This window comes from Streptomyces sp. NPDC032198, from assembly GCF_040636975.1.
In the GTDB taxonomy this organism is placed as follows: Bacteria; Actinomycetota; Actinomycetes; order Streptomycetales; family Streptomycetaceae; genus Streptomyces.
Window position 1 is genome coordinate 252129 of sequence record NZ_JBEZVL010000009.1, and the last position, 18392, is coordinate 270520.

The 18392-nt window shown below is 69.0% G+C and carries 19 protein-coding genes, 1 tRNA gene and 1 riboswitch; of the genes, 7 read left to right on the forward strand and 13 right to left on the reverse strand.

Annotated features, from left to right (window positions below; all coding sequences use genetic code 11):
• Nucleotides 1-21: 21 nt before the first annotated feature.
• Both AB0E78_RS24985 and AB0E78_RS24990 read right to left on the reverse strand, forming a co-directional pair.
• Entirely contained in the window at nt 22-1518 is a 1497-nt protein-coding gene (locus tag AB0E78_RS24985; RefSeq protein WP_361836433.1) for an MFS transporter, read from the reverse strand.
• Nucleotides 1519-1705: 187 nt separating this feature from the next.
• Nucleotides 1706-2917 carry a DUF445 domain-containing protein gene (locus AB0E78_RS24990; RefSeq protein WP_361836792.1) on the reverse strand — a complete coding sequence of 404 codons (1212 nt, stop codon included), beginning with the start codon at nt 2915-2917 and terminating at the stop codon, nt 1706-1708.
• Nucleotides 2918-3290: 373 nt separating this feature from the next.
• Here AB0E78_RS24990 and AB0E78_RS24995 point away from each other — a divergent pair, with 373 nt between their 5' ends.
• Entirely contained in the window at nt 3291-4610 is a 1320-nt protein-coding gene (locus AB0E78_RS24995) for an SGNH/GDSL hydrolase family protein (protein WP_361836436.1), read from the forward strand.
• A 64-nt stretch (nt 4611-4674) separates the two neighbouring features.
• On the opposite strand, the gene AB0E78_RS25000 is transcribed toward AB0E78_RS24995, so the two are convergent.
• Genes AB0E78_RS25000 through AB0E78_RS25015 form a run of 4 tightly spaced genes read right to left on the reverse strand, consistent with a single transcriptional unit; the run spans nt 4675 to nt 8083 of the window.
• On the reverse strand, nt 4675-5445 hold the full coding sequence (locus tag AB0E78_RS25000; protein ID WP_361836439.1) for a DUF1707 domain-containing protein: 771 nt from the start codon (nt 5443-5445) through the stop codon (nt 4675-4677).
• Between the two features lie 9 nt (nt 5446-5454).
• Entirely contained in the window at nt 5455-6420 is a 966-nt protein-coding gene (locus AB0E78_RS25005) for an ABC transporter ATP-binding protein (RefSeq protein ID WP_361836441.1), read from the reverse strand.
• A 6-nt stretch (nt 6421-6426) separates the two neighbouring features.
• The gene (locus AB0E78_RS25010; protein WP_361836444.1) at nt 6427-7269 is read right to left on the reverse strand and encodes an ABC transporter permease; all 843 of its coding nucleotides are present in this window, start codon (nt 7267-7269) and stop codon (nt 6427-6429) included.
• A complete protein-coding gene (locus AB0E78_RS25015; RefSeq protein ID WP_361836446.1) occupies nt 7262-8083 on the reverse strand; it encodes an ABC-2 family transporter protein in 822 nt (273 codons plus the stop codon). Before AB0E78_RS25015 ends, AB0E78_RS25010 begins: the two co-directional genes overlap by 8 nt.
• Nucleotides 8084-8529: 446 nt before the next feature.
• On the opposite strand from AB0E78_RS25015, the gene AB0E78_RS25020 reads away from it, so the two are divergent.
• A complete protein-coding gene (locus tag AB0E78_RS25020; RefSeq protein WP_361836795.1) occupies nt 8530-10833 on the forward strand; it encodes a transglycosylase domain-containing protein in 2304 nt (767 codons plus the stop codon).
• A 4-nt stretch (nt 10834-10837) separates the two neighbouring features.
• Here AB0E78_RS25020 and AB0E78_RS25025 read toward each other — a convergent pair whose 3' ends face one another.
• From AB0E78_RS25025 to AB0E78_RS25035, 3 genes are all read right to left on the reverse strand, one after another.
• Nucleotides 10838-11158, reverse strand: a complete 321-nt coding sequence (locus AB0E78_RS25025) for an SMR family transporter (RefSeq protein WP_160505255.1) — start codon at nt 11156-11158, stop codon at nt 10838-10840.
• A gap of 49 nt (nt 11159-11207) precedes the next feature.
• Nucleotides 11208-11277, reverse strand: a riboswitch (guanidine-III (ykkC-III) riboswitch).
• 74 nt (nt 11278-11351) lie between these two features.
• Nucleotides 11352-11660, reverse strand: a complete 309-nt coding sequence (locus AB0E78_RS25030; RefSeq protein ID WP_361836798.1) for a co-chaperone GroES — start codon at nt 11658-11660, stop codon at nt 11352-11354.
• Nucleotides 11661-11778: 118 nt separating this feature from the next.
• Nucleotides 11779-12108 (reverse strand): DUF3618 domain-containing protein, encoded by a 330-nt coding sequence (locus AB0E78_RS25035; RefSeq protein ID WP_361836449.1) that lies wholly within the window; start codon nt 12106-12108, stop codon nt 11779-11781.
• 190 nt (nt 12109-12298) lie between these two features.
• On the opposite strand from AB0E78_RS25035, the gene bcp reads away from it, so the two are divergent.
• From bcp to AB0E78_RS25060, 5 genes are all read left to right on the forward strand, one after another.
• Complete coding sequence (bcp, locus tag AB0E78_RS25040) at nt 12299-12766, forward strand: thioredoxin-dependent thiol peroxidase (protein ID WP_361836452.1); 468 nt, start codon at nt 12299-12301, stop codon at nt 12764-12766.
• A 129-nt stretch (nt 12767-12895) separates the two neighbouring features.
• Nucleotides 12896-14392 carry a glycine betaine/L-proline transporter ProP gene (proP, locus tag AB0E78_RS25045; RefSeq protein ID WP_361836454.1) on the forward strand — a complete coding sequence of 499 codons (1497 nt, stop codon included), beginning with the start codon at nt 12896-12898 and terminating at the stop codon, nt 14390-14392.
• A gap of 138 nt (nt 14393-14530) precedes the next feature.
• On the forward strand, nt 14531-15193 hold the full coding sequence (locus AB0E78_RS25050; RefSeq protein WP_361836457.1) for an HNH endonuclease signature motif containing protein: 663 nt from the start codon (nt 14531-14533) through the stop codon (nt 15191-15193).
• On the forward strand, nt 15190-15840 hold the full coding sequence (locus AB0E78_RS25055; protein WP_361836459.1) for an HNH endonuclease signature motif containing protein: 651 nt from the start codon (nt 15190-15192) through the stop codon (nt 15838-15840). The genes AB0E78_RS25050 and AB0E78_RS25055 overlap by 4 nt, the downstream gene beginning before the upstream one ends.
• A 55-nt stretch (nt 15841-15895) precedes the next feature.
• Nucleotides 15896-15969, forward strand: a tRNA-Leu gene (locus AB0E78_RS25060).
• A gap of 58 nt (nt 15970-16027) precedes the next feature.
• Here AB0E78_RS25060 and rdgB read toward each other — a convergent pair.
• The 4 genes from rdgB to AB0E78_RS25080 all read right to left on the reverse strand — a co-directional run bounded on the left by rdgB (nt 16028) and on the right by AB0E78_RS25080 (nt 18294).
• Entirely contained in the window at nt 16028-16633 is a 606-nt protein-coding gene (gene rdgB, locus AB0E78_RS25065) for an RdgB/HAM1 family non-canonical purine NTP pyrophosphatase (RefSeq protein WP_361836462.1), read from the reverse strand.
• A gap of 28 nt (nt 16634-16661) precedes the next feature.
• Complete coding sequence (locus tag AB0E78_RS25070; RefSeq protein ID WP_361836465.1) at nt 16662-17057, reverse strand: hypothetical protein; 396 nt, start codon at nt 17055-17057, stop codon at nt 16662-16664.
• 104 nt (nt 17058-17161) lie between these two features.
• Nucleotides 17162-17902 (reverse strand): ribonuclease PH, encoded by a 741-nt coding sequence (rph, locus tag AB0E78_RS25075; protein WP_361836468.1) that lies wholly within the window; start codon nt 17900-17902, stop codon nt 17162-17164.
• 158 nt (nt 17903-18060) lie between these two features.
• Nucleotides 18061-18294 (reverse strand): PTS glucose/sucrose transporter subunit IIB, encoded by a 234-nt coding sequence (locus tag AB0E78_RS25080; protein ID WP_361836470.1) that lies wholly within the window; start codon nt 18292-18294, stop codon nt 18061-18063.
• Nucleotides 18295-18392: the final 98 nt, after the last annotated feature.

Here is an 18392-nt window from a genome sequence, read left to right on the forward strand (position 1 = left end):
CGCCTCCATCTATGCCTCCGCCTACGCCTCCGACAGCGGCCGGGCCACATCCTCCAGCGACCGCTGCTCCGCGTTCACCGCGAACACCGCCGCGACAAGACCCGCCGCGCACATCAGGCCCGCGCCGATCTGGAAGGCGAGGACCGTGTCGCCGACCACGCCCGTCTCCGTCAGCTTGGCGAAGATCAGCGGGCCGCTGATGCCGCCGGCCGCCGTACCGATGGCGTAGAAGAAGGCGATCGCCATGGCGCGGGTCTCCATCGGGAAGATCTCGGAGACCGTGAGGTACGCGCTGCTCGCGCCCGCCGACGCGAAGAAGAGGACCACGCACCAGCAGGCCGTGAGGGTCGTCGCGCTCAGCGAACCCCGGTCGAAGAGCCAGGCCGTGCCGAAGAGCAGGACGCCCGACAGGATGTACGTCGACGAGATCATGACCCGGCGGCCCACCGTGTCGAAGAGCTTGCCGAGGAAGAGCGGACCGAGGAAGTTGCCCGCCGCGATGACGGCGAAGTAGTACCCCGTGCTGCCCGAGGGGACGTCGAAGAACTTGGTGAGGATCGCGCCGAAGCCGAAGGTGATCGCGTTGTAGAGGAACGCCTGGCCGACGAAGAGGGACAGGCCGAGCACCGCCCGCTTGGGATAGTCGCGGAAGACGGTCCTGGCGATGAGGCCGAAGCCGATGCTCTTGCGCTGGTGGATGGTGATCTCGCGGTCGGGGCGCGGCAGGGGCTCGCCCTTCTCCTCCTCGATCTCCCGCTCCACCGACGTGACGAGGGCGTCCGCCTCCTCGCCGCGGCCGTGGATGAACTGCCAGCGCGGGCTCTCCGGCACATGGCGGCGCACCAGGAGGATCACCAGGCCGAGTACGACGCCGAGGGCGAAGGTGAGCCGCCAGCCGAGGTCCTTCGGGAAGATGCTGGTGTTCAGCATGACGACCGAGAGCAGCGAGCCGCCGATCGCGCCCAGCCAGTAGCTGCCGTTGATGATCAGGTCCACGCGCCCGCGGTACTTGGACGGGATGAGTTCGTCGATGGCCGAGTTGATGGCCGCGTACTCGCCGCCGATACCGAAGCCGGTGAGGAACCGGAAGAGGAAGAACCACCACGCGTCGAAGGAGAGCGCGGTCAGCGCGGTGGCGGCCAGGTACACCGCGAGGGTGACCATGAAGAGCTTTTTTCGGCCGAATTTGTCGGTGAGGCGGCCGAAGAACAGGGCGCCCGCGCAGGCCCCCGCCACATAGAGGGCCGCCGCGGTGCCGGTCACCTGGGCGGAGCTGATGGCGAGGCCGCTGCCCTCCTCGGAGAGGCGGCTCGCGATGTTGCCGACGGTGGTGACTTCCAGGCCGTCCAGGATCCAGACCGTGCCGAGGCCGATGACGATCATCCAGTGCCAGCGGGACCAGGGCAGCCGGTCGAGCCGGGCGGGCACGGCCGTGGTGACCGTGGCCTCGGAGGGGGCTTCGGAGGGGGTGTGCCCCCGGTCCGGGGGCGGCGGGGCGGGCGTGGACGACGCGGTCATGGCGGGCGGCTCCTTCCGCTGCTCCCACGTCGCCGGCCCGCTGACCTGCCGGCCCTGGTGCTGCTCCCGCGGCTCGGGCGACGGCCCTCTCCAGGTCGAGAGAGCTACTCCAGAGTGCCCAGCAAAGGGCCACTCACGCGCGCCGGAGCCGCCGCCAGGCATCAGCCGACCGGCACCGGAACCTCACCTACGCCCCCACCGCATGCGACACCGCATAGATCGCAAGCCCCGCCAGCGCACCCACCACCGTGCCGTTGATCCGGATGAACTGCAGGTCGCGGCCGATGTGCGCCTCGATCTTCTTCGACGTGTGCTCGGCGTCCCAGCCCGCGACCGTGTCGGTGATGAGGGAGGTGATCTCGTCGCGGTACGTCGTCACCACGTACACCGCCGCGCCCTCGACCCAGCCGTCCACCTTCTGCTGCAGCCGTCCGTCCGTCGCCATCCGCGAACCCAGCGAGAGCAGCGCGGCCCGCACCCGCAGGCGCAGCTCGCTGCGCTCGTCCTCGGCGGCGGCCACGATCATCTGGCGCACGGCCGACCAGGCGGAGGCGATCAGGTCCTGCACCTCGCCGCGGCCGAGCACCTCGCGCTTGAGGCGCTCCACGCGCTCGCGGGTGTCGGAGTCGGACTGGAGGTCGGCGGCGAAGTCGGCGAGGAAACGGTCGACGGCACCGCGCGCCGGGTGCTGGGGCATGTCCCGCATCTCGGCGAGGAAGCGCAGGAGCTCCTTGTAGACGCGCTCGCCGACCTTCTTGTCGACGAACCGCGGGGTCCAGCCGGGGGCGCCGCCCTGCACGGCGTCCATGACCGACTCGTCGTGCTCGACCAGCCAGTCGTGGGCGCGTACGCAGACCAGGTCGACGACCCTCCGGTGGCCGCCGTCCGCGACGACCTTCTCCAGCATCTTGCCGATGCCGGGCGCGATCTCCTGGGCGTCGGCGCGGCGCGTGATGGCCTCGCCGACGACCGCCTGGACGTCGGAGTCGCGCAGGACCGTCAGGGCGCCGCGCAGCGCCGTGGCGAGCTCGGCCGTCACCCGGTCGGCGTGCTCGGGGTCCGCCAGCCACGTGCCGAGGCGGCTGCCGATGCCCACCGCGCGCAGCCGGCCCCGTACGACGTCGGAGGAGAGAAAGTTCTCACCCACGAAGTCGCCGAGAGAGGCACCCAGTTGGTCCTTCTTGTTCGGGATGATCGCCGTGTGCGGGATGGGCAGGCCCAGCGGGTGGCGGAAGAGGGCCGTCACCGCGAACCAGTCGGCGAGCGCGCCGACCATGCCCGCCTCGGCCGCCGCCGCGACATAGCCCGCCCAGGCGCCCGCGCCGGAGTTCTGTGCCCACTTGGCGAGCACGTAGACGACGGCGACGAAGAGGAGGAGGCCCGTCGCGGTGATCTTCATACGGCGGACGCCGCGCCGCTTCTCCTCGTCGGCGGGGCTGTACGTGAAGCCGCCACCGCCCGCGAGAGGGCCCGCGGGAGCGCCTGGCGGGCCGGAGGAGCCCGCCGCGTCCCCCACGTCCCCCGGAATTGATTGATTCGTACGTTCCACTCACTCCACCTGGCCCGTTCGCGTGGTTCGCGGCGTCCTCATACGTATTGTCCCCGTCTCAATGCGTCCCTTCCTGACCGACTCCTGGAACGGACCACAAGTTCCCGGCGTCTGAATGGTCGGAGGGGGGCAGTGTCGGCCGCCTCACGGCCCATGACGCATCATGGGGTGATCACATCGGAGCCTCGATCAGGCTCCCCCTGCTCGAGGAGACACAGCCCGCATGACCAAGCGTCACGGTTATGCCCTGCTTGCCGCGGTCCTCGCGGTAATAGTGGTGATTTCCGCCGCCATATACCTCGGTGTATCCACCGACGACGGATCTCAGGACACCATCAGCGCGGGGCCCCGCAGCCCGCACAACTCCGCGGCGCCCGCCTCGGCCGGCACCTGGGTCGGCTCCTGGGCCGCATCCCCCGCCGCGGCGGAGCCAAACACGCACCGCAACGGCTTCGCGGGCCGCTCCATCCGCAATGTCGTGCACACCAGCGTCGGCGGTGACGCCACCCGCATCACGCTGTCGAACCTGTACGGGCAGCAGCCGCTGAGCATCACGCACGCCTCCATCGCGGTCGCGGCGGGCTCGAACAACCCGGCTGCCACGCCGGGCACCCTGCGCCGCCTGAACTTCAACGGCAACACGTCCGTGGTGATCCCCGCGGGCCAGCAGGTGATGAGCGACGCCGTCCGGCTGCGCGTACCGCACGACACCGACCTCCTGGTCACGACGTACTCGCCGACCCCGTCCGGCCCGGTCACCTTCCACCCGCACGCCCGCCAGGTCAGCTACGTCGCCCAGGGCGACCGCACGGAGGACCTGAACGGCGCCGCGTACACCCAGCAGAGCACCTCCTGGCGCTACCTGTCGGCCGTGGACGTCCTGAGCAACGAGTCGAACGGCACCGTCGTCGTCTTCGGTGACTCGCTCACCGACGGCATCTCCTCCACGATGGGCGCCAACGCCCGCTGGACCGACGGTCTCGCCACGCGCCTGCGCACCGAGTCGGGCGCCCCGCGCTACGGCGTCGTGAACGAGGGGATCAGCGGCAACCGCATCCTCTCGGACGGCAACGGCGCCCCCGCCGACAACCCGAGCGGCCTCACGCGCTTCGACCGCGACGTCCTTGACCGCAGTGGCGTCAAGGCCGTCGTCATCGCGCTCGGCGTGAACGACATCCTGCGCAACCCGCACCAGAACAACCCCGACCGCATCGTGGAGGGCCTGCGCGAGCTGACGCGCCAGGCGCACACCCGCGGCCTGCGGGTCGTCGGGGCGACCCTGATGCCGTTCGGCGGCCACCGGGGATACGAGCCGTCGCTGGAGAACGTGCGCCAGGCGGTCAACGAGCAGATCCGCGACGGCAAGGTCTTCGACGAGTTCGTCGACTTCGACCGCGCCCTGCGCGACCCGTACGACCCCCGCAAGCTGCGCGGCGCGTACGACTCGGGCGACCACCTCCACCCGAGCGACCTGGGCTACCGCAAGATGGCGGAGACGTTCAACGTGACGAACCTGCGGGGCTCGGCAGCCGCCGAGCTGTAGTCACCCGAAGTGACCGAGGGCGCCCGGCGGGCGCCCTCGCAAACTCAGTCCGCTCCTCGGAAACTCAGTCCCGCTCCTCGCGCCTGCGCAGGTGCAGCTCGTGCCGCTCCTCGTGCCGCAGCCGGTGCTCCTCGGCCCGCTGGAAGTGCGCCGCACGCCGCTCCTCGCGCCGCTCCAGCTTCTCCCGGCGGCGCTCCTCCTTCATCCGCAGGCGCTCCGCCCGCGGCAGCTTGCGCTCCACGCCGACCCCGCCCATCAGGGCGAGGCCCTTGACGACCACCCGCGGGGAGCCAGGCGTGCCCTCGCCGGTGGCCTTGTCGTCGAAGCCGCCCATGATGCCGAAGCCCTTGACCTGGACGTTCAGCTCGGGCGGCACGGTGACCTGCAGGCCGCCCATGATCGTGAAACAGCGGATCTCGACGTCACGGTCCGCGAACCGCGCCTCGCGCAGGTCGATCTCGCCGCCGCCCCACATCGCGAACGCGGTGAACCGCGAGCCCACCGTCCAGCCGCCCTTGCGGTTGAAGCCGCTCCAGAACGCGAAGGCACCCGTGGAAGTGGCCTCGCCGCCGATGCGGGACGGCCAGTCGATCTCGCCCTCCGCGGCCGCGGACGGCTTCACCATGGAGATCTTGGCGCCCACCGCGGGCAGATCCCGCGTGATCGGCTCCAGCTCGCCGTACGTACGCGCCTTGTACGTGGCCTCAAGGCGCTCCTCGAACTCCTCCATGTCGAGGCGCCCCTCGGCCACGGCGTCACGGAGTCGTTCGGCGACGCGCTCACGGTCGGCGTCGGCGGCCCGGAGGTCCGGGAGATGAGGCTGCTCGTCGGTCATACGAGCAGCCTACGAGGTCGCCTTCTCCGCGTACATCTTGGCGATGACCGCTTCGATGTCGGGTTCCCTGACCGAGAGGTCGACCATCGGATAGCGGGCCGCGACCCGGGCGACGAGCGGAGCCGCCGACTCCGCCGCGGGGAAGGCGAGCCACTGCCGCGGGCCCTCCACCTTCACCACGCGCGCCGACTCGACCTCGATGGGCGGAAGTTCGCGCTCCAGGTCGACGACCAGGGTGCGCTCGCTCTCCCCCACCTCGTGCAGCCCGGCAAGCGCACCGTCGTACATCAGACGGCCGTGGTCGATGACCATCACCCGCTTGCAGAGCTGCTCGATGTCGGTCAGGTCGTGCGTGGTGAGCAGGACCGTCGTACCGGCCTCCGCGTTCAAGTCCCGCAGGAAACCACGGACCTTGGCCTTGCTGATCACGTCGAGGCCGATCGTCGGCTCGTCCAGGTACAGCACCTCCGGGTCGTGCAGCAGCGCCGCCGCGATGTCACCGCGCATCCGCTGGCCGAGCGAGAGCTGGCGCACGGGCACGTCCAACAGGGCGCCCAGCTCCAGGAGTTCCACGCAGCGGTCCAGGTTCTCCTTGAAGCGGGCGTCCGGGATCCGGTACATGCGGTGCATCAGGCGGTACGAGTCGATCAGCGGCAGGTCCCACCACAGCGTCGTCCGCTGGCCGAAGACGACACCGATACGGCGCGCCAGGCGCGTGCGCTCACGCGAAGGGTCGATGCCCGCCACGCGCAGCCGCCCGCCGCTGGGGGTGAGGATCCCCGTCAGCATCTTGATCGTCGTCGACTTGCCCGCGCCGTTCGGACCGATGTAGCCGACCATCTCGCCGCGCGGCACGGTGAAGGTGATGCCGTCGACGGCCCGCACCTCGTGCTTCTCGCGCCGCAGGAAGCCGGTCTTCTTGCGTACGTCGAAGACCTTCTCGACGCCGTCCAGCTCAATGAGGTCTGTTTCCACGGCAGTTCAGCTCCCTGTGCTGCGGTACGAACGAAGGCCCGTGCGCCAGGCGAGGCCCGCGAGCGCGAGAAGGAGGGCGGCCACGAGCGGCGGCGTGAACGCCACCCACGTCGGCAGGTCCAGCGGATAGGGCCGCCCCAGGACGTACAGCGCGGGCAGCCAGTTCACGAAGGCCAGCGGCAGGATGAAGGTGACACCGCGCACCAGGTCCTTGGCGAAGACCGTCGGCGGGAACTGGAGCAGCGTGGTCCCGCCGTACGTGAAGGCGTTCTGCACCTCGGCCGCGTCCTGCGCCACGAACTGGAAGGCGGCGCCCCCCACGAACACCGCCGCGAAGATCCCCGCCCCGCAGAGCAGCATCAGCGGCACCATGAGCACCTTCAGGGGGGTCCAGTCGATGCCCAGGACCACCAGCGCGTACCCGAGGACGAACCCGCCCTGGAGGAGCCGCCCGACCCGGTGCAGGCCGAAGCGGTCGGCGGCGACCTGCGCGATCACCGGCGCGGGCCGCACCAGGAGCGTGTCGAGCGTGCCGTCACGCACCCGCTTGCCCAGCCGGTCCATGGACCCCAGGGAGAGGTCGGCGAGCCCGAACGACGTACAGGTCGCCCCGTACAGGAAGGCGATCTCGGACAGCGAGTAGCCGCCGAGCCGGTCCACCTGGGAGAACATCAGCAGGATCGCCGCGAAGTCGAAGGCGGTCACCGCGAAGTTGCCGAACGCGGTCATCACGAAGGACAGCCGGTAGGCCATCAGGGAGCGGATCCACATCGCGGAGATCAGCCGGTAGGCGCGAAGCCCGTCCCGCACCTGCGTCAGAGCGCCCCGCGCCCGCGTCAGGTCAGCCACCCTGGACCACCACCCGTCGCGTGGCCACGGCCTGCAGCAGCCGCCCGGCCGTGAGCAGCGCCGCGGCCCAGCCGATCTGGAAAGCGTACGTCCCCAGCAGGTCCACGCCCGTGTGCTTGCCGAGGAACACATCGGCGGGCACCTGGAGCAGCGCCGACCAGGGCAGCGCGCGGGCGAACTCGCCGAGCGCGCCCGGGAAGACGTTCAGCGGGAGCAGCATCCCGGAGAAGAAGGTGCCCGCGAGCATCGCCACCTGGGCGGTGCCCGCGCCGTCCATCAGCCAGAACGCGGAGAGCGCCACCAGGAAGCGGATCGAGAAGCTGACCAGCGCGCCGAGGAACACCGCGAGCAGGAAGGCGAACCAGCGCAGCGGATCGGTGGGCAGGGCGAGGTCGAAGACGAGGGCGCCGACCACCATGGGTACGACACCGCGCCCGAGCAGCTGGAACAGGGCCCGGCCCAGGTCGGTCGCCAGCCACCAGATCTGCAGGTCGGCGGGCCGGTACAGGTCGACGGCGATGTCCCCGGTGCGGATCCGCTCGATCAGCTCGCCCTCGAAGCCGCCGCCCATCAGCGCCATCACCGTGAGCAGCGCCTGGCCCAGCCAGACGAACGTCAGCGCCTGCGCCTGGTCGTAGCCGCCGAGCCCGGGACGCTCGTCCCAGAGCGCGATGTAGGTGTAGGCGAGGATCAGTCCGAAGACGGTGTTGGTGAACACCCCCGCCAGGGTCGCCGTCCGGTAGGTCGCGTACCGCCTGAAGCCGCTGCGGCCGACGGCCGCGTACAAGCGGAACCGTCCTGTGCGCACACGCATCCCCTTTAACGAGAGCTTTGACGGAATCCTTGTCCGGTCCGGGCCAAAGGCACGGAGCCTAGTGCGGACGTCATCGCTCGTGCCAGGCATTTTCGGCGCACGGCGCGTGCCTGGCAGGGAACGCAGGAAGCGACAGTGTGCAATGGGTCGTACGAGGCGTACGTGACGTGCGACGCGAACCGGGAGTTCCACGAGACATGAGCAGCGACGAGCCGCAGCAGCAGGGCGCCGAAGGACCCAAGGGCTGGGCGCCCCGCGAACCCGTGGACCCCCCGGCCGACCCCCCGGCCGAAACCCCGGCGGCCAACGCCGGCACAGCAGCCGATCCCCCCGAAGGCGCGGCGGCCACCCCGGACGCCGACGGCAGCGGCAGCGGCAGCGGCAAGAAGGGCAAGAAGAAGCGCCCCAAGCGCAAGGGCTGGCGGCGGATCTTCCCCACCTGGCGCATGGTCCTCGGCGGCTTCATCCTGCTGATCCTGCTCTGCGTCGGCGGCTTCGCCGCGGGCTACATGATCGTCGACATCCCGCCCGCCAACGCGGGCGCCATCGCCCAGAGCAACGTCTACCTCTACGCCGACGGCAGCCAGCTGGCCCGCGACGGCGAGGTCAACCGCGAGAGCGTGCCGCTGAGCCAGATCCCCAAGGACGTCCAGCACGCCGCGCTCGCCGCCGAGGACCGCGACTTCTACAGCGAGTCCGCCGTCGACCCGAAGGCGATGATCCGCGCCGCCTGGAACACCGTCACCGGCAAGGGCAAGCAGTCCGGATCGACGATCACCCAGCAGTTCGTGAAGAACTACTACCTGGGCCAGGAGCAGACGGTCACCCGCAAGGCCAAGGAGTTCTTCATCTCCATCAAGCTGGACCGCGAGGTGAGCAAGGACGACATCCTCGCCGGGTACCTGAACACCAGCTACTTCGGGCGCAACGCATACGGCGTACAGGCCGCCGCCCAGGCGTACTTCGGCAAGGACGTCAAGAAACTGGACACCGCCGAGGGTGCGTACCTGGCGACGCTCCTGAACTCCCCCAACGCGTACGACGTGGCGACCCACCCGGAGAACAAGCAGCGCGCCATGGGCCGCTGGAGCTACGTCCTGGACGGCATGGTCAAGGAGGGCTGGCTCAGCCCCGCCGACCGCGCGAAGACCAAGTTCCCCAAGCCGAAGGAGGCCAAGGGCGCATCCAGCCTCTCCGGGCAGCGCGGATACCTCGTCGACGCCGTCGAGGACTATCTGACGGCCAACGACATCGTCGACGAGGACACCCTGGACAAGGGCGGCTACCGCATCACCACCACCCTCCAGAAGGACCGCCAGGACGCCTTCAAGACAGCGGTCGACGACCAGGTGATGTCCAAGATCGACAAGGGCGCCCGCAAGGTCGACCGCAACGTGCGCGCGGGCGGCGCCTCGATCGACCCGGAGAGCGGCAAGGTCGTCGCCATGTACGGCGGCATCGACTACACCAAGCAGTACGTCAACAACGCCACGCGCCGCGACTACCAAGTCGGCTCCACCTTCAAGCCGTTCGTCTTCACCTCGGCCGTGGAGAACGGCTCGGTCACCCAGGACGGCCGCACCATCACCCCGAACACCATCTACGACGGCACCAACAAGCGCCCGGTGCAAGGCTGGGACGGCGGGACGTACGCCCCCGAGAACGAGGACGACGTCGACTACGGCAACATCACCGTCAGCACCGCCACCGACAAGTCCGTCAACTCGGTCTACGCGCAGATGGCCGTCGACGTCGGCTCCGACAAGGTCAAGGACACGGCGGTCGCCCTCGGAGTCCCCGCGAACACCCCCGACCTGACCGCGTCCCCGTCCATCGCGCTCGGCCCGTCCACGGCCTCCGTCCTGGACATGACGGAGGCGTACGCGACGCTCGCCAACCACGGCAAGCACCCCACGTACACGATGGTCGAGAAGGTCACCAAGGACGGCCAGGAGGTCGAACTGCCGGAGCAGAAGACCGCGCAGGCCGTCAGCCGCGAGGCCGCCGACACCACCACGTCCATCCTGCAGAGCGTCGTCGACGGCGGCACCGGCACGGCCGCCCAGGCCGCGGGCCGCCCCGCGGCCGGCAAGACCGGCACCGCGGAGGAGGACAAGGCGGCCTGGTTCGCGGGCTACACCCCCGAACTCGCCACCGTGGTCTCCGTGATGGGCCAGAACCCGGACACCGGCGCACACACCCCGCTGTACGGGGCGCTCGGCCAGCCCCGCATCAACGGCGGCGCCTACCCCGCGCAGATCTGGGCCCAGTTCACCAAGGACGCCCTCCAGGGCGAGCCCGTACGGGACTTCGACCTGGAGCTGGAGGACGGCGCCGACGTACCCCAGGCCCCGGACCCCTCGGGTACCGAGCAGGACCCGGCCACCGGCGGCGCGGTCACCGGCGGCGACGACACCCAGGGCCAGGACGCCGGGCAGACCGAGGGGCAGGACCAGGGCCAGACGCAGGGCCAGGACGCCGGACAGACCCAGGGCCAGGACCAGGGCCAGACGCAGGGGCAGGACCAAGGGCAGACGCAGGGCCCGACCACGGACGGCGGTGCCACCGCCGACGGCGGAACAACGGCCGACGGAGGCACCACCGCCGACCCGGGCGCCACCCAGGGCGGCCAGACCGACGGCTCCACCGCCGACGGCGGCACGACCGAGGACCCAGGAGCCCTGGGCGGCCTCACGGAAGGCTCGGCGGCCAGAAGGAAGGGCGAGGGCAACCCGGCGTCGTACTACTAGGGCCCTAGTGCCCCGAGGTCGCCTTCAGGCCCACGACGGCGACCAGCAGCAGGACGACGAAGAAGATCCGGGCGGCGGTGGCGGGCTCACCGAGCACCATCATCCCGACCACCGCCGCACCGGCAGCACCGATACCGACCCACACGCCGTACGCCGTACCGATCGGCAGCGTCTTGGCGGCATGCGAGAGCAGCATCATGCTCGCGACGATCCCGAGGCCGGTGAACACGCTCGGCCACAGCCGGGTGAACCCCTCGGTGAACTTCATCCCGATCGACCAGCCCACTTCGAGCAGACCGGCGACGATCAACAGAACCCAGGCCACGACGGCACCTCCGACACGTAGAAACGCAAGATCGCGTCACTTCAATGGGGGTGCGTCGTCTTTGCGGAAACCCGGTACGGCGCGTCTCGTCGGGGTCCTAGAAAGGTAGCAAAGAACGCGCAAAGGGGGCTGGTGACGATGGTCACCAGCCCCCTTCGTGATGCCTGCGCACCCTACAGATGCCTGCAGATCCCTACAGATACAGCCCCGTCGAATCCTCGGAACCCTCGAACCGGTCGGCGGCCACGGCATGCAGATCGCGCTCACGCATGAGCACGTACGCCACACCCCGCACCTCGACCTCGGCCCGGTCCTCCGGGTCGTACAGCACCCGGTCACCCGGCTCCACCGCCCGCACGTTCTGCCCGACGGCGACGACCTCGGCCCAGGCCAGACGCCTGCCGACGGCCGCGGTCGCGGTCGCGGGGATCAGAATGCCGCCGCCCGACCTGCGCTCGCCCTCGGCGGAGTCCTGCCGCACGAGCACACGGTCGTGCAGCATCCGGATCGGCAGCTTGTCGTCATGGGTGCTGTGTCCCTGGCTTTTGGCGCTCACGCCCCGAACCTACCTGCCGACGGCCCGCCCGGACGATGCCGGGTCAGTCCCAGCCTCGCGGCGGTCAGTCCTTGCGGCGCCGCGAACCCACCGCGAGCATCCCCACGAGACCCACGACCACCAGCGCCACCGGCACGATGCGCTCCAGACGCGGCGCACCGTCCTCGTGCACCAGCTGGGCCCGCACATCGGACACGATGCGGTTCGCACCGACGTACGCCCGCCCGAGGGAGTTGTCCACGCCGGCGACGACCTTGGCCTTCGCGTCACCGACGATCGTCTTCGGGTGCACCCGCACCCCGATCTCGTCGAGCGTCTCGGCGAGCGTCACGCGACGGCGCTTGATGTCCGCCTCGATCTGCGCCGGGGTCCTGATATCCGACGTGTCCGACACCGCGCTGCCTCCGTGGTCGTGTCCGGCTGTCTGTTCCTTCTGTACGTCTCGCCGACAGTCTGTCAGCTCCACGCCCACCGCACCCCACGGCACCCCTATTACGCTCGACTCCGTCACCACACGTTTTACGAGCATCCTGCTGATGACGAGCATCCTGCTGACGAGCAATCCTGTGCGAGGAGACCGAAAGATGAGCGAGCGACTCACCCCCGGCGACACGGCCCCGGCCTTCACCCTGCCGGACGCGGACGGCAACGAGGTCTCCCTGGCCGCCCACAAGGGCCGCAAGGTCATCGTCTACTTCTACCCGGCCGCCCTGACCCCCGGCTGCACCAAGCAGGCCTGCGACTTCACGGACAACCTCGACGTGCTCGCGACCGCGGGCTACGACGTCATCGGCGTGTCCCCCGACAAGCCGGAGAAGCTGGCGAAGTTCCGCGAGCAGGAGAACCTCAAGGTCACGCTGGTCGGCGACCCCTCCAAGGAGACCCTGGAGGCGTACGGCGCCTTCGGCGAGAAGAAGCTGTACGGCAAGACCGTGACCGGCGTCATCCGCTCCACGATCGTCGTCGACGAGGACGGCAAGGTCGAGCACGCGTTCTACAACGTCAAGGCGACCGGCCACGTAGCCAAGATCATCAAGGATCTCGGCATCTGACCGCCCGGCGGGACCCCCGCCCCTTCCCCAACTGTGACGAAAGCCCCCTCGAAGGGGGCTTTCGTTTGCGTCGGCGCGGATCGAGCAAATGATCCCAGGAGGATTGTTCGCAGAACGGAAGGACTACCCATGGCGGCCCACGACGAGGCAGAGGCCGATCTTGATGCTGTGCGGCGACACCGCACCCTCTTCCGCGCCGTCAAACGCCGCAAGGACCCCCCACTGCGCCGCACCGACATCACGGTCACGGACGAGGCGGCGGTCAAACGAGCGGTCAAGGCCGCCTCGCTCGGCAACGCCATGGAATGGTTCGACTTCGGCATCTACAGCTACCTCGCCGTCACCATCGGCCACGTCTTCTTCCCTTCCGGGAACGAGACAGTCCAGCTGATCTCCTCGTTCGCCACCTTCGCCGTCTCCTTCCTCGTCCGCCCCATCGGCGGCATGGTGTTCGGCCCCATGGGCGACAAGATCGGCCGCAAGAAGGTCCTCGCACTGACGATGATCATGATGGCCATCGGCACCCTCGCCATCGGCCTCATCCCGTCCTACGCCACCATCGGCTTCTGGGCCCCGGTCCTGCTGATCTTCTTCCGCCTCGTACAGGGCTTCTCCACCGGCGGCGAATACGGCGGCGCGTCCACCTTCATCGCCGAGTACGCCCCCGACAAGCGCCGCGGCTACTTCGGCAGCTTCCTGGAGATGGGCACCCTCGCCGGCTACACCGGCGCCGCGGGCCTCGTCCTCATCCTCAACAGCGCCCTCGGCTCGGACGCCATGGAATCGTGGGGCTGGCGCCTCCCGTTCCTCGTCGCGGGACCGCTCGGCCTGGTCGGCCTCTACCTGCGGCTCAAGCTCGACGAGACGCCCGCGTTCCAGAAGATGGAGGACGCCACCTTCCACTCGGCGTCCGAGGGCGCCTCCACCGTCGAGACCACCGCCAAGGGCGACCTCGCGAAGATCTTCCGCAACCACTGGGCCACGCTGATCCTCTGCATCGCCCTCGTCGGCGCGTACAACATCACCGACTACATGCTCCTGTCGTACATGCCGACGTACCTCTCGGACGAGCTCGGCTACGACGACTCGCACGGCCTGCTGATCCTCATCGGCACCATGATCGTCCTGATGCTGATCATCACCCAGATCGGCAAGCTCTCCGACCGATTCGGCCGCAAGCCGCTCCTGATGGCGGGCATGGTCGGCTTCCTCGTCGTCTCGATCCCGGCGTTCCTGCTCATCAAGCAGGGCAGCCTGATCGCCGTCTCCGGCGGCATGCTCCTCCTGGGCCTCTCCCTGGTCTGCCTCCTCGGCACGATGTCGGCGACGCTCCCGGCCCTGTTCCCCACCTCGGTCCGCTACGGCTCCCTCTCGGTGGGCTACAACATCTCCGCGTCACTCTTCGGCGGCACGGCCCCCTTGGTCATCACGTCCCTCATCAGCGTCACGGGGACGGACATGGTCCCGGCGTACTACTCGATGGCGGCGGCGCTGGTGGGTGTCATCGCGGTGGCCTGCATGAAGGAAACCGCCCAGAAGCCGCTGGAGGGTTCACCTCCGTCGGTGGAGACGAAGCGAGAAGCAGCAGAAATGGTGGAGGCAGCGGCCCCGACCCCGCGCTTCTGAAGCTCTGACCCTCTCCGTACGGAACGGCCCGCCCCGCTTTAAGTGAGGCGGGCCGTTCCGCATTCCGGACGTAACGGTCCGATTGTCGGTTCGTTAGCCCGTACGAGGCTGCAACGGGCGGCCGGGCGGAGGGGAATCATGCCGGTGAGTCAGTTCAGCAAGGAGCGTCTGGAGGAGGCGGCGAGGTCGTCACGGACGCTGTCCGAGGCGCTGGGGAAGTTGGGGGTGGATCCGAAGGGTTGGGCTCGCCCATACGCGCTTGGGCGAATGAAGAAGCTGGGAGTGGATACGTCCCACTTCGAGCGCGAGGGAGCCAAGTGGACAAGGGAGGCCCTTGAACCGGCGGTCGCCGCGTCGACAAGCGTCAACGGAGTCCTACGTCACCTCGGGCTCGCTGTGGTGGGCGGCCACCACACCAATATCAGTCGGCGTATCCGGGCTTACGGCATCGACACCTCGCACTTCACACCGGTGGCCCGTACGGAGCGGCAGAGGAACAATCAACGCCGCAAGACCGCCGCAGGGATCCTTGTCGAAAACACATCGCCACACCCCACGCGCACCCCCAGCAGTCGGCTAAAGCGGGCAATGCGCGAAATCGGTGTCGCCGAGAAGTGCGCCCTCTGCGGAAACGAAGCGGTATGGCTCGGCGAGCCGCTACCACTCGAAGTGGACCACATCGACGGTAACTGGCGTAACAACCGGCAGGAGAATCTGCGGCTGCTCTGTCCGAACTGCCATTCCGCAACCGACAATTACCGAGGTCGCAGCCGAAGGTACGACAGGGGCGGCTCCGTATGAGCGAGCGAGCCAACTACACCAGCGAGCGGCTGGCCGAGGCCGCCGAAATGTGCTCGGACATGGACGAGGTGATCGCCTTCTTCGGCACCCGGCCGTACGCACAACTCCGTCGGTACCTCGGGAAGCGATTCGTACACTTCGGCATCGACATCTCGCACTTCCGCCCTTACGGCAGGCTCGCCCGGCCCTCGACGGACGAGTTGCGTATCGCGGTCGCCGACTCGATTAGCCTCGCAGAAGTGCTACGCCGGTTGAATCGCCCGAGCAATGGCAACCAGCGAGCAAACCTGCGGCAATGGATCGTCGAAGATCGTCTCTCGATCACACACTTCCTCGGGCAGGCACACCAGCGGGAAAAACCAAGTTGGAATGCGATGCGGCCCGAGAGCGTACTGGTTCAGCACGATGGCAAGCAACGGACAAAGACCCCACGGCTACGCCGCGCGCTACGCGCCATCGGTGTGCCCGAGGTGTGCACCAGGTGTGGAGTCGGACCCGAATGGGGCGGCCGACCGATGACGCTGGAGATCGACCACATCAACGGCGACTGGAGTGATGACCGGCGCGAGAACCTGCGGTTGCTGTGCCCCAACTGCCATGCGATCACCAGTACCTGGTGCCGAGGCGGCCGGCCCCGGCCCGCATAGTGCCAGCCTCCTCACCAGGAGGCTGCTTCGCCCAGTAAAGTGGGAAGTGGAGCGCGCGCCTGTACTCCAATTGGCAGAGAGACTGGTCCTAGGAACCAGCTGTTGTCGGTTCGAATCCGACCGGGCGCACCGCCACAGAAGGCCCGGCTCGCGTACCCCGCGAGCCGGGCCTTCGTCGTCCGCACCCTCAGCCCAACAACTCCCGAACCGCCGGCACAAGCGCCCGGAACGCCTTCCCCCGGTGGCTGATCGCGTTCTTCTCGGCCGCGGTCAGTTCCGCGCACGTGCGCGTCTCGCCCTCCGGCTGGAGGATCGGGTCGTAGCCGAAGCCGCCCGAGCCGGACGGGGTGTGGCGGAGTACGCCCCGTAGCTGGCCTTCGACCACCCTCTCCCTGCCGTTCGGGAGGGCGAGGGCCGCGGCGCAGGCGAAGTGGGCGCCTCGGTGGGTGTCGGCGTCGATGTCGCCGAGTTGGGCCAGGAGGAGGGCGAGGTTCGCGGCGTCGTCTCCGTGGCGGCCTGCCCAGCGGGCGGAGAAGATGCCGGGGGCGCCGCCGAGGACGTCGACGCAGAGGCCGGAGTCGTCGGCGACCGCGGGGAGGCCGGTGGCCTGGGCGAGGGCGTGGGCCTTGAGGAGGGCGTTCTCGGCGAAGGTGACGCCGGTTTCCCTGACGTCGGGGATCTCGGGGTAGGCGTCCGCGCCGACGAGCTCGTGGGTGAGGCCTGCGTCGGCGAGGATCGCCTTGAGTTCCGTGATCTTGCCGTTGTTGCGGGTGGCGAGGATGAGGCGGGTCATGCCCACCAGTATCCAAGCCTGGGGCCCGTTACGGCGTGCAGACCTTGGTGAGTTCGCCTGCGGCGTCGACGATGGGGCTGAGGTCGGGTGTCGCGTCTCCGTTGTCGATGGAGGTGCGGACGTTTCCGACGGCCTTGTCGAGGTGGTCGACGGCTTTGTTGACGTCGGCGTCGTCGGTCTTGTCGCCGATTTCGTCGATGTTCTTGTCGATGTCGTCGAGTGCCTTGTCGGCCTGTGTGGGGTCGTCGCCGGCTTTTTCGACGGCTTGTTGGAGGTCGGTGACGCTGTCGGCTATGGCGTCGGCGGTCTGGACGCAGTCGAGCGCCTTGTTGACGGCGTCGCAGCCGACGAGGCCGATGCCCGCCGGCACGGCGATCAGAACTGAGGTGATGGCGGTGGCGATACGGCGGTGGCGCGCGGCCATGCGTGGGTCCCTCCCCGAGTGCTGTTACGGGCGCGCGGCTTTGCCCGTGCGCCCGTATTCGTAAGAACGCCCGTGGAGGGCCCGATGGTTGCTTGTGGGGCGGTCTAGTTGGTTGCTTCGAGTGCCTTGCGCTGGAATGCGGCGAGGTCTTCGCAGCCGCCGACGGCGAGGTCGAGGAGGGCGTTCAGTTCCTTGCGGTCGAAGGGCTCGGCCTCGGCGGTGCCCTGGACCTCGACGAAGCGGCCGTCGCCGGTGCAGACGACGTTCATGTCGGTGTCGGCCTTGACGTCTTCCTCGTAGCGGAGGTCGAGGAGGGGGACGCCGCCGACGATGCCGACGGAGACGGCGGAGACGGTGTCGGTGAGGGGCTTGCGGCCGGCCTTGATGAGCTTCTTGCCCTGGGCCCAGGCGACGGCGTCGGCGAGTGCGACGTAGGCGCCGGTGATGGCTGCGGTGCGGGTGCCGCCGTCGGCCTGGAGGACGTCGCAGTCGAGGACGATGGTGTTCTCGCCGAGTGCCTTGTAGTCGATGACGGCGCGCAGGGAGCGGCCGATGAGGCGGCTGATCTCGTGGGTGCGGCCGCCGATCTTGCCGCGTACGGATTCGCGGTCGCCGCGGGTGTTGGTGGAGCGGGGGAGCATGGAGTATTCGGCGGTGACCCAGCCTTCGCCGCTGCCTTTGCGCCAGCGGGGGACGCCTTCGGTGACGGAGGCGGTGCAGAAGACTTTGGTGTCGCCGAAGGAGATGAGGACGGAGCCTTCGGCGTGCTTGCTCCAGCCGCGCTCGATGGTGATGGGGCGGAGTTGTTCGGGGGTGCGGCCGTCGATGCGGGGCTGTGAGGACATGCGTGGAGCCTAGCGTTCGGGCGGGTGTGGGGGGTGCGGGCCCTGGGCTCCGTCCTGGCCTCATCTCTCTGGCACGCGTGAGGCCCCGTCCAGGTTCTGGGCGGGGCCTCTGTGGTGCGTTCAGCCGCTGAAGCTGCTGGTGCTGCTGATGTTGCTGCTTACATCAGGTCTTCGATGTCGGCGGCGATGGGGTCGGCGTCGGTGCCGATGACGACCTGGATCGCGGTGCCCATCTTGACGACGCCGTGGGCGCCGGCGGCCTTGAGTGCGGCGTCGTCGACGAGGCTCGGGTCCTTGACCTCGGTGCGGAGGCGGGTGATGCAGCCCTCGACCTCTTCGATGTTGTCGATGCCGCCGAGCCCGGCGACGATCTTCTCAGCCTTGGTGGCCATGGTGTTTCTCCCTGTTCTTAAAGGACGCGGCCTCACCACACCGTAGGTCCGCTTTGTCACGGTAACGCACGGTTGGAGCATCTTCGCGGGCGGTTACG

Excerpts from the sequence above, each read along its gene's own strand:
- AB0E78_RS24985 (WP_361836433.1), bottom strand. The coding sequence starts at position 1,518 with ATGACCGCGTCGTCCACGCCCGCCCCGCCGCCCCCGGACCGGGGGCAC.
- AB0E78_RS24990 (WP_361836792.1), bottom strand. The coding sequence starts at position 2,917 with ATGAAGATCACCGCGACGGGCCTCCTCCTCTTCGTCGCCGTCGTCTAC.
- AB0E78_RS24995 (WP_361836436.1), top strand. The coding sequence starts at position 3,291 with ATGACCAAGCGTCACGGTTATGCCCTGCTTGCCGCGGTCCTCGCGGTA.
- AB0E78_RS25000 (WP_361836439.1), bottom strand. The coding sequence starts at position 5,445 with ATGACCGACGAGCAGCCTCATCTCCCGGACCTCCGGGCCGCCGACGCC.
- AB0E78_RS25015 (WP_361836446.1), bottom strand. The coding sequence starts at position 8,083 with ATGCGTGTGCGCACAGGACGGTTCCGCTTGTACGCGGCCGTCGGCCGC.
- AB0E78_RS25020 (WP_361836795.1), top strand. The coding sequence starts at position 8,530 with ATGGTCCTCGGCGGCTTCATCCTGCTGATCCTGCTCTGCGTCGGCGGC.
- AB0E78_RS25030 (WP_361836798.1), bottom strand. The coding sequence starts at position 11,660 with ATGCTGCACGACCGTGTGCTCGTGCGGCAGGACTCCGCCGAGGGCGAG.
- bcp (WP_361836452.1), top strand. The coding sequence starts at position 12,299 with ATGAGCGAGCGACTCACCCCCGGCGACACGGCCCCGGCCTTCACCCTG.
- proP (WP_361836454.1), top strand. The coding sequence starts at position 12,896 with ATGGCGGCCCACGACGAGGCAGAGGCCGATCTTGATGCTGTGCGGCGA.
- AB0E78_RS25050 (WP_361836457.1), top strand. The coding sequence starts at position 14,531 with ATGCCGGTGAGTCAGTTCAGCAAGGAGCGTCTGGAGGAGGCGGCGAGG.
- AB0E78_RS25055 (WP_361836459.1), top strand. The coding sequence starts at position 15,190 with ATGAGCGAGCGAGCCAACTACACCAGCGAGCGGCTGGCCGAGGCCGCC.
- rdgB (WP_361836462.1), bottom strand. The coding sequence starts at position 16,633 with ATGACCCGCCTCATCCTCGCCACCCGCAACAACGGCAAGATCACGGAA.
- AB0E78_RS25070 (WP_361836465.1), bottom strand. The coding sequence starts at position 17,057 with ATGGCCGCGCGCCACCGCCGTATCGCCACCGCCATCACCTCAGTTCTG.
- rph (WP_361836468.1), bottom strand. The coding sequence starts at position 17,902 with ATGTCCTCACAGCCCCGCATCGACGGCCGCACCCCCGAACAACTCCGC.
- AB0E78_RS25080 (WP_361836470.1), bottom strand. The coding sequence starts at position 18,294 with ATGGCCACCAAGGCTGAGAAGATCGTCGCCGGGCTCGGCGGCATCGAC.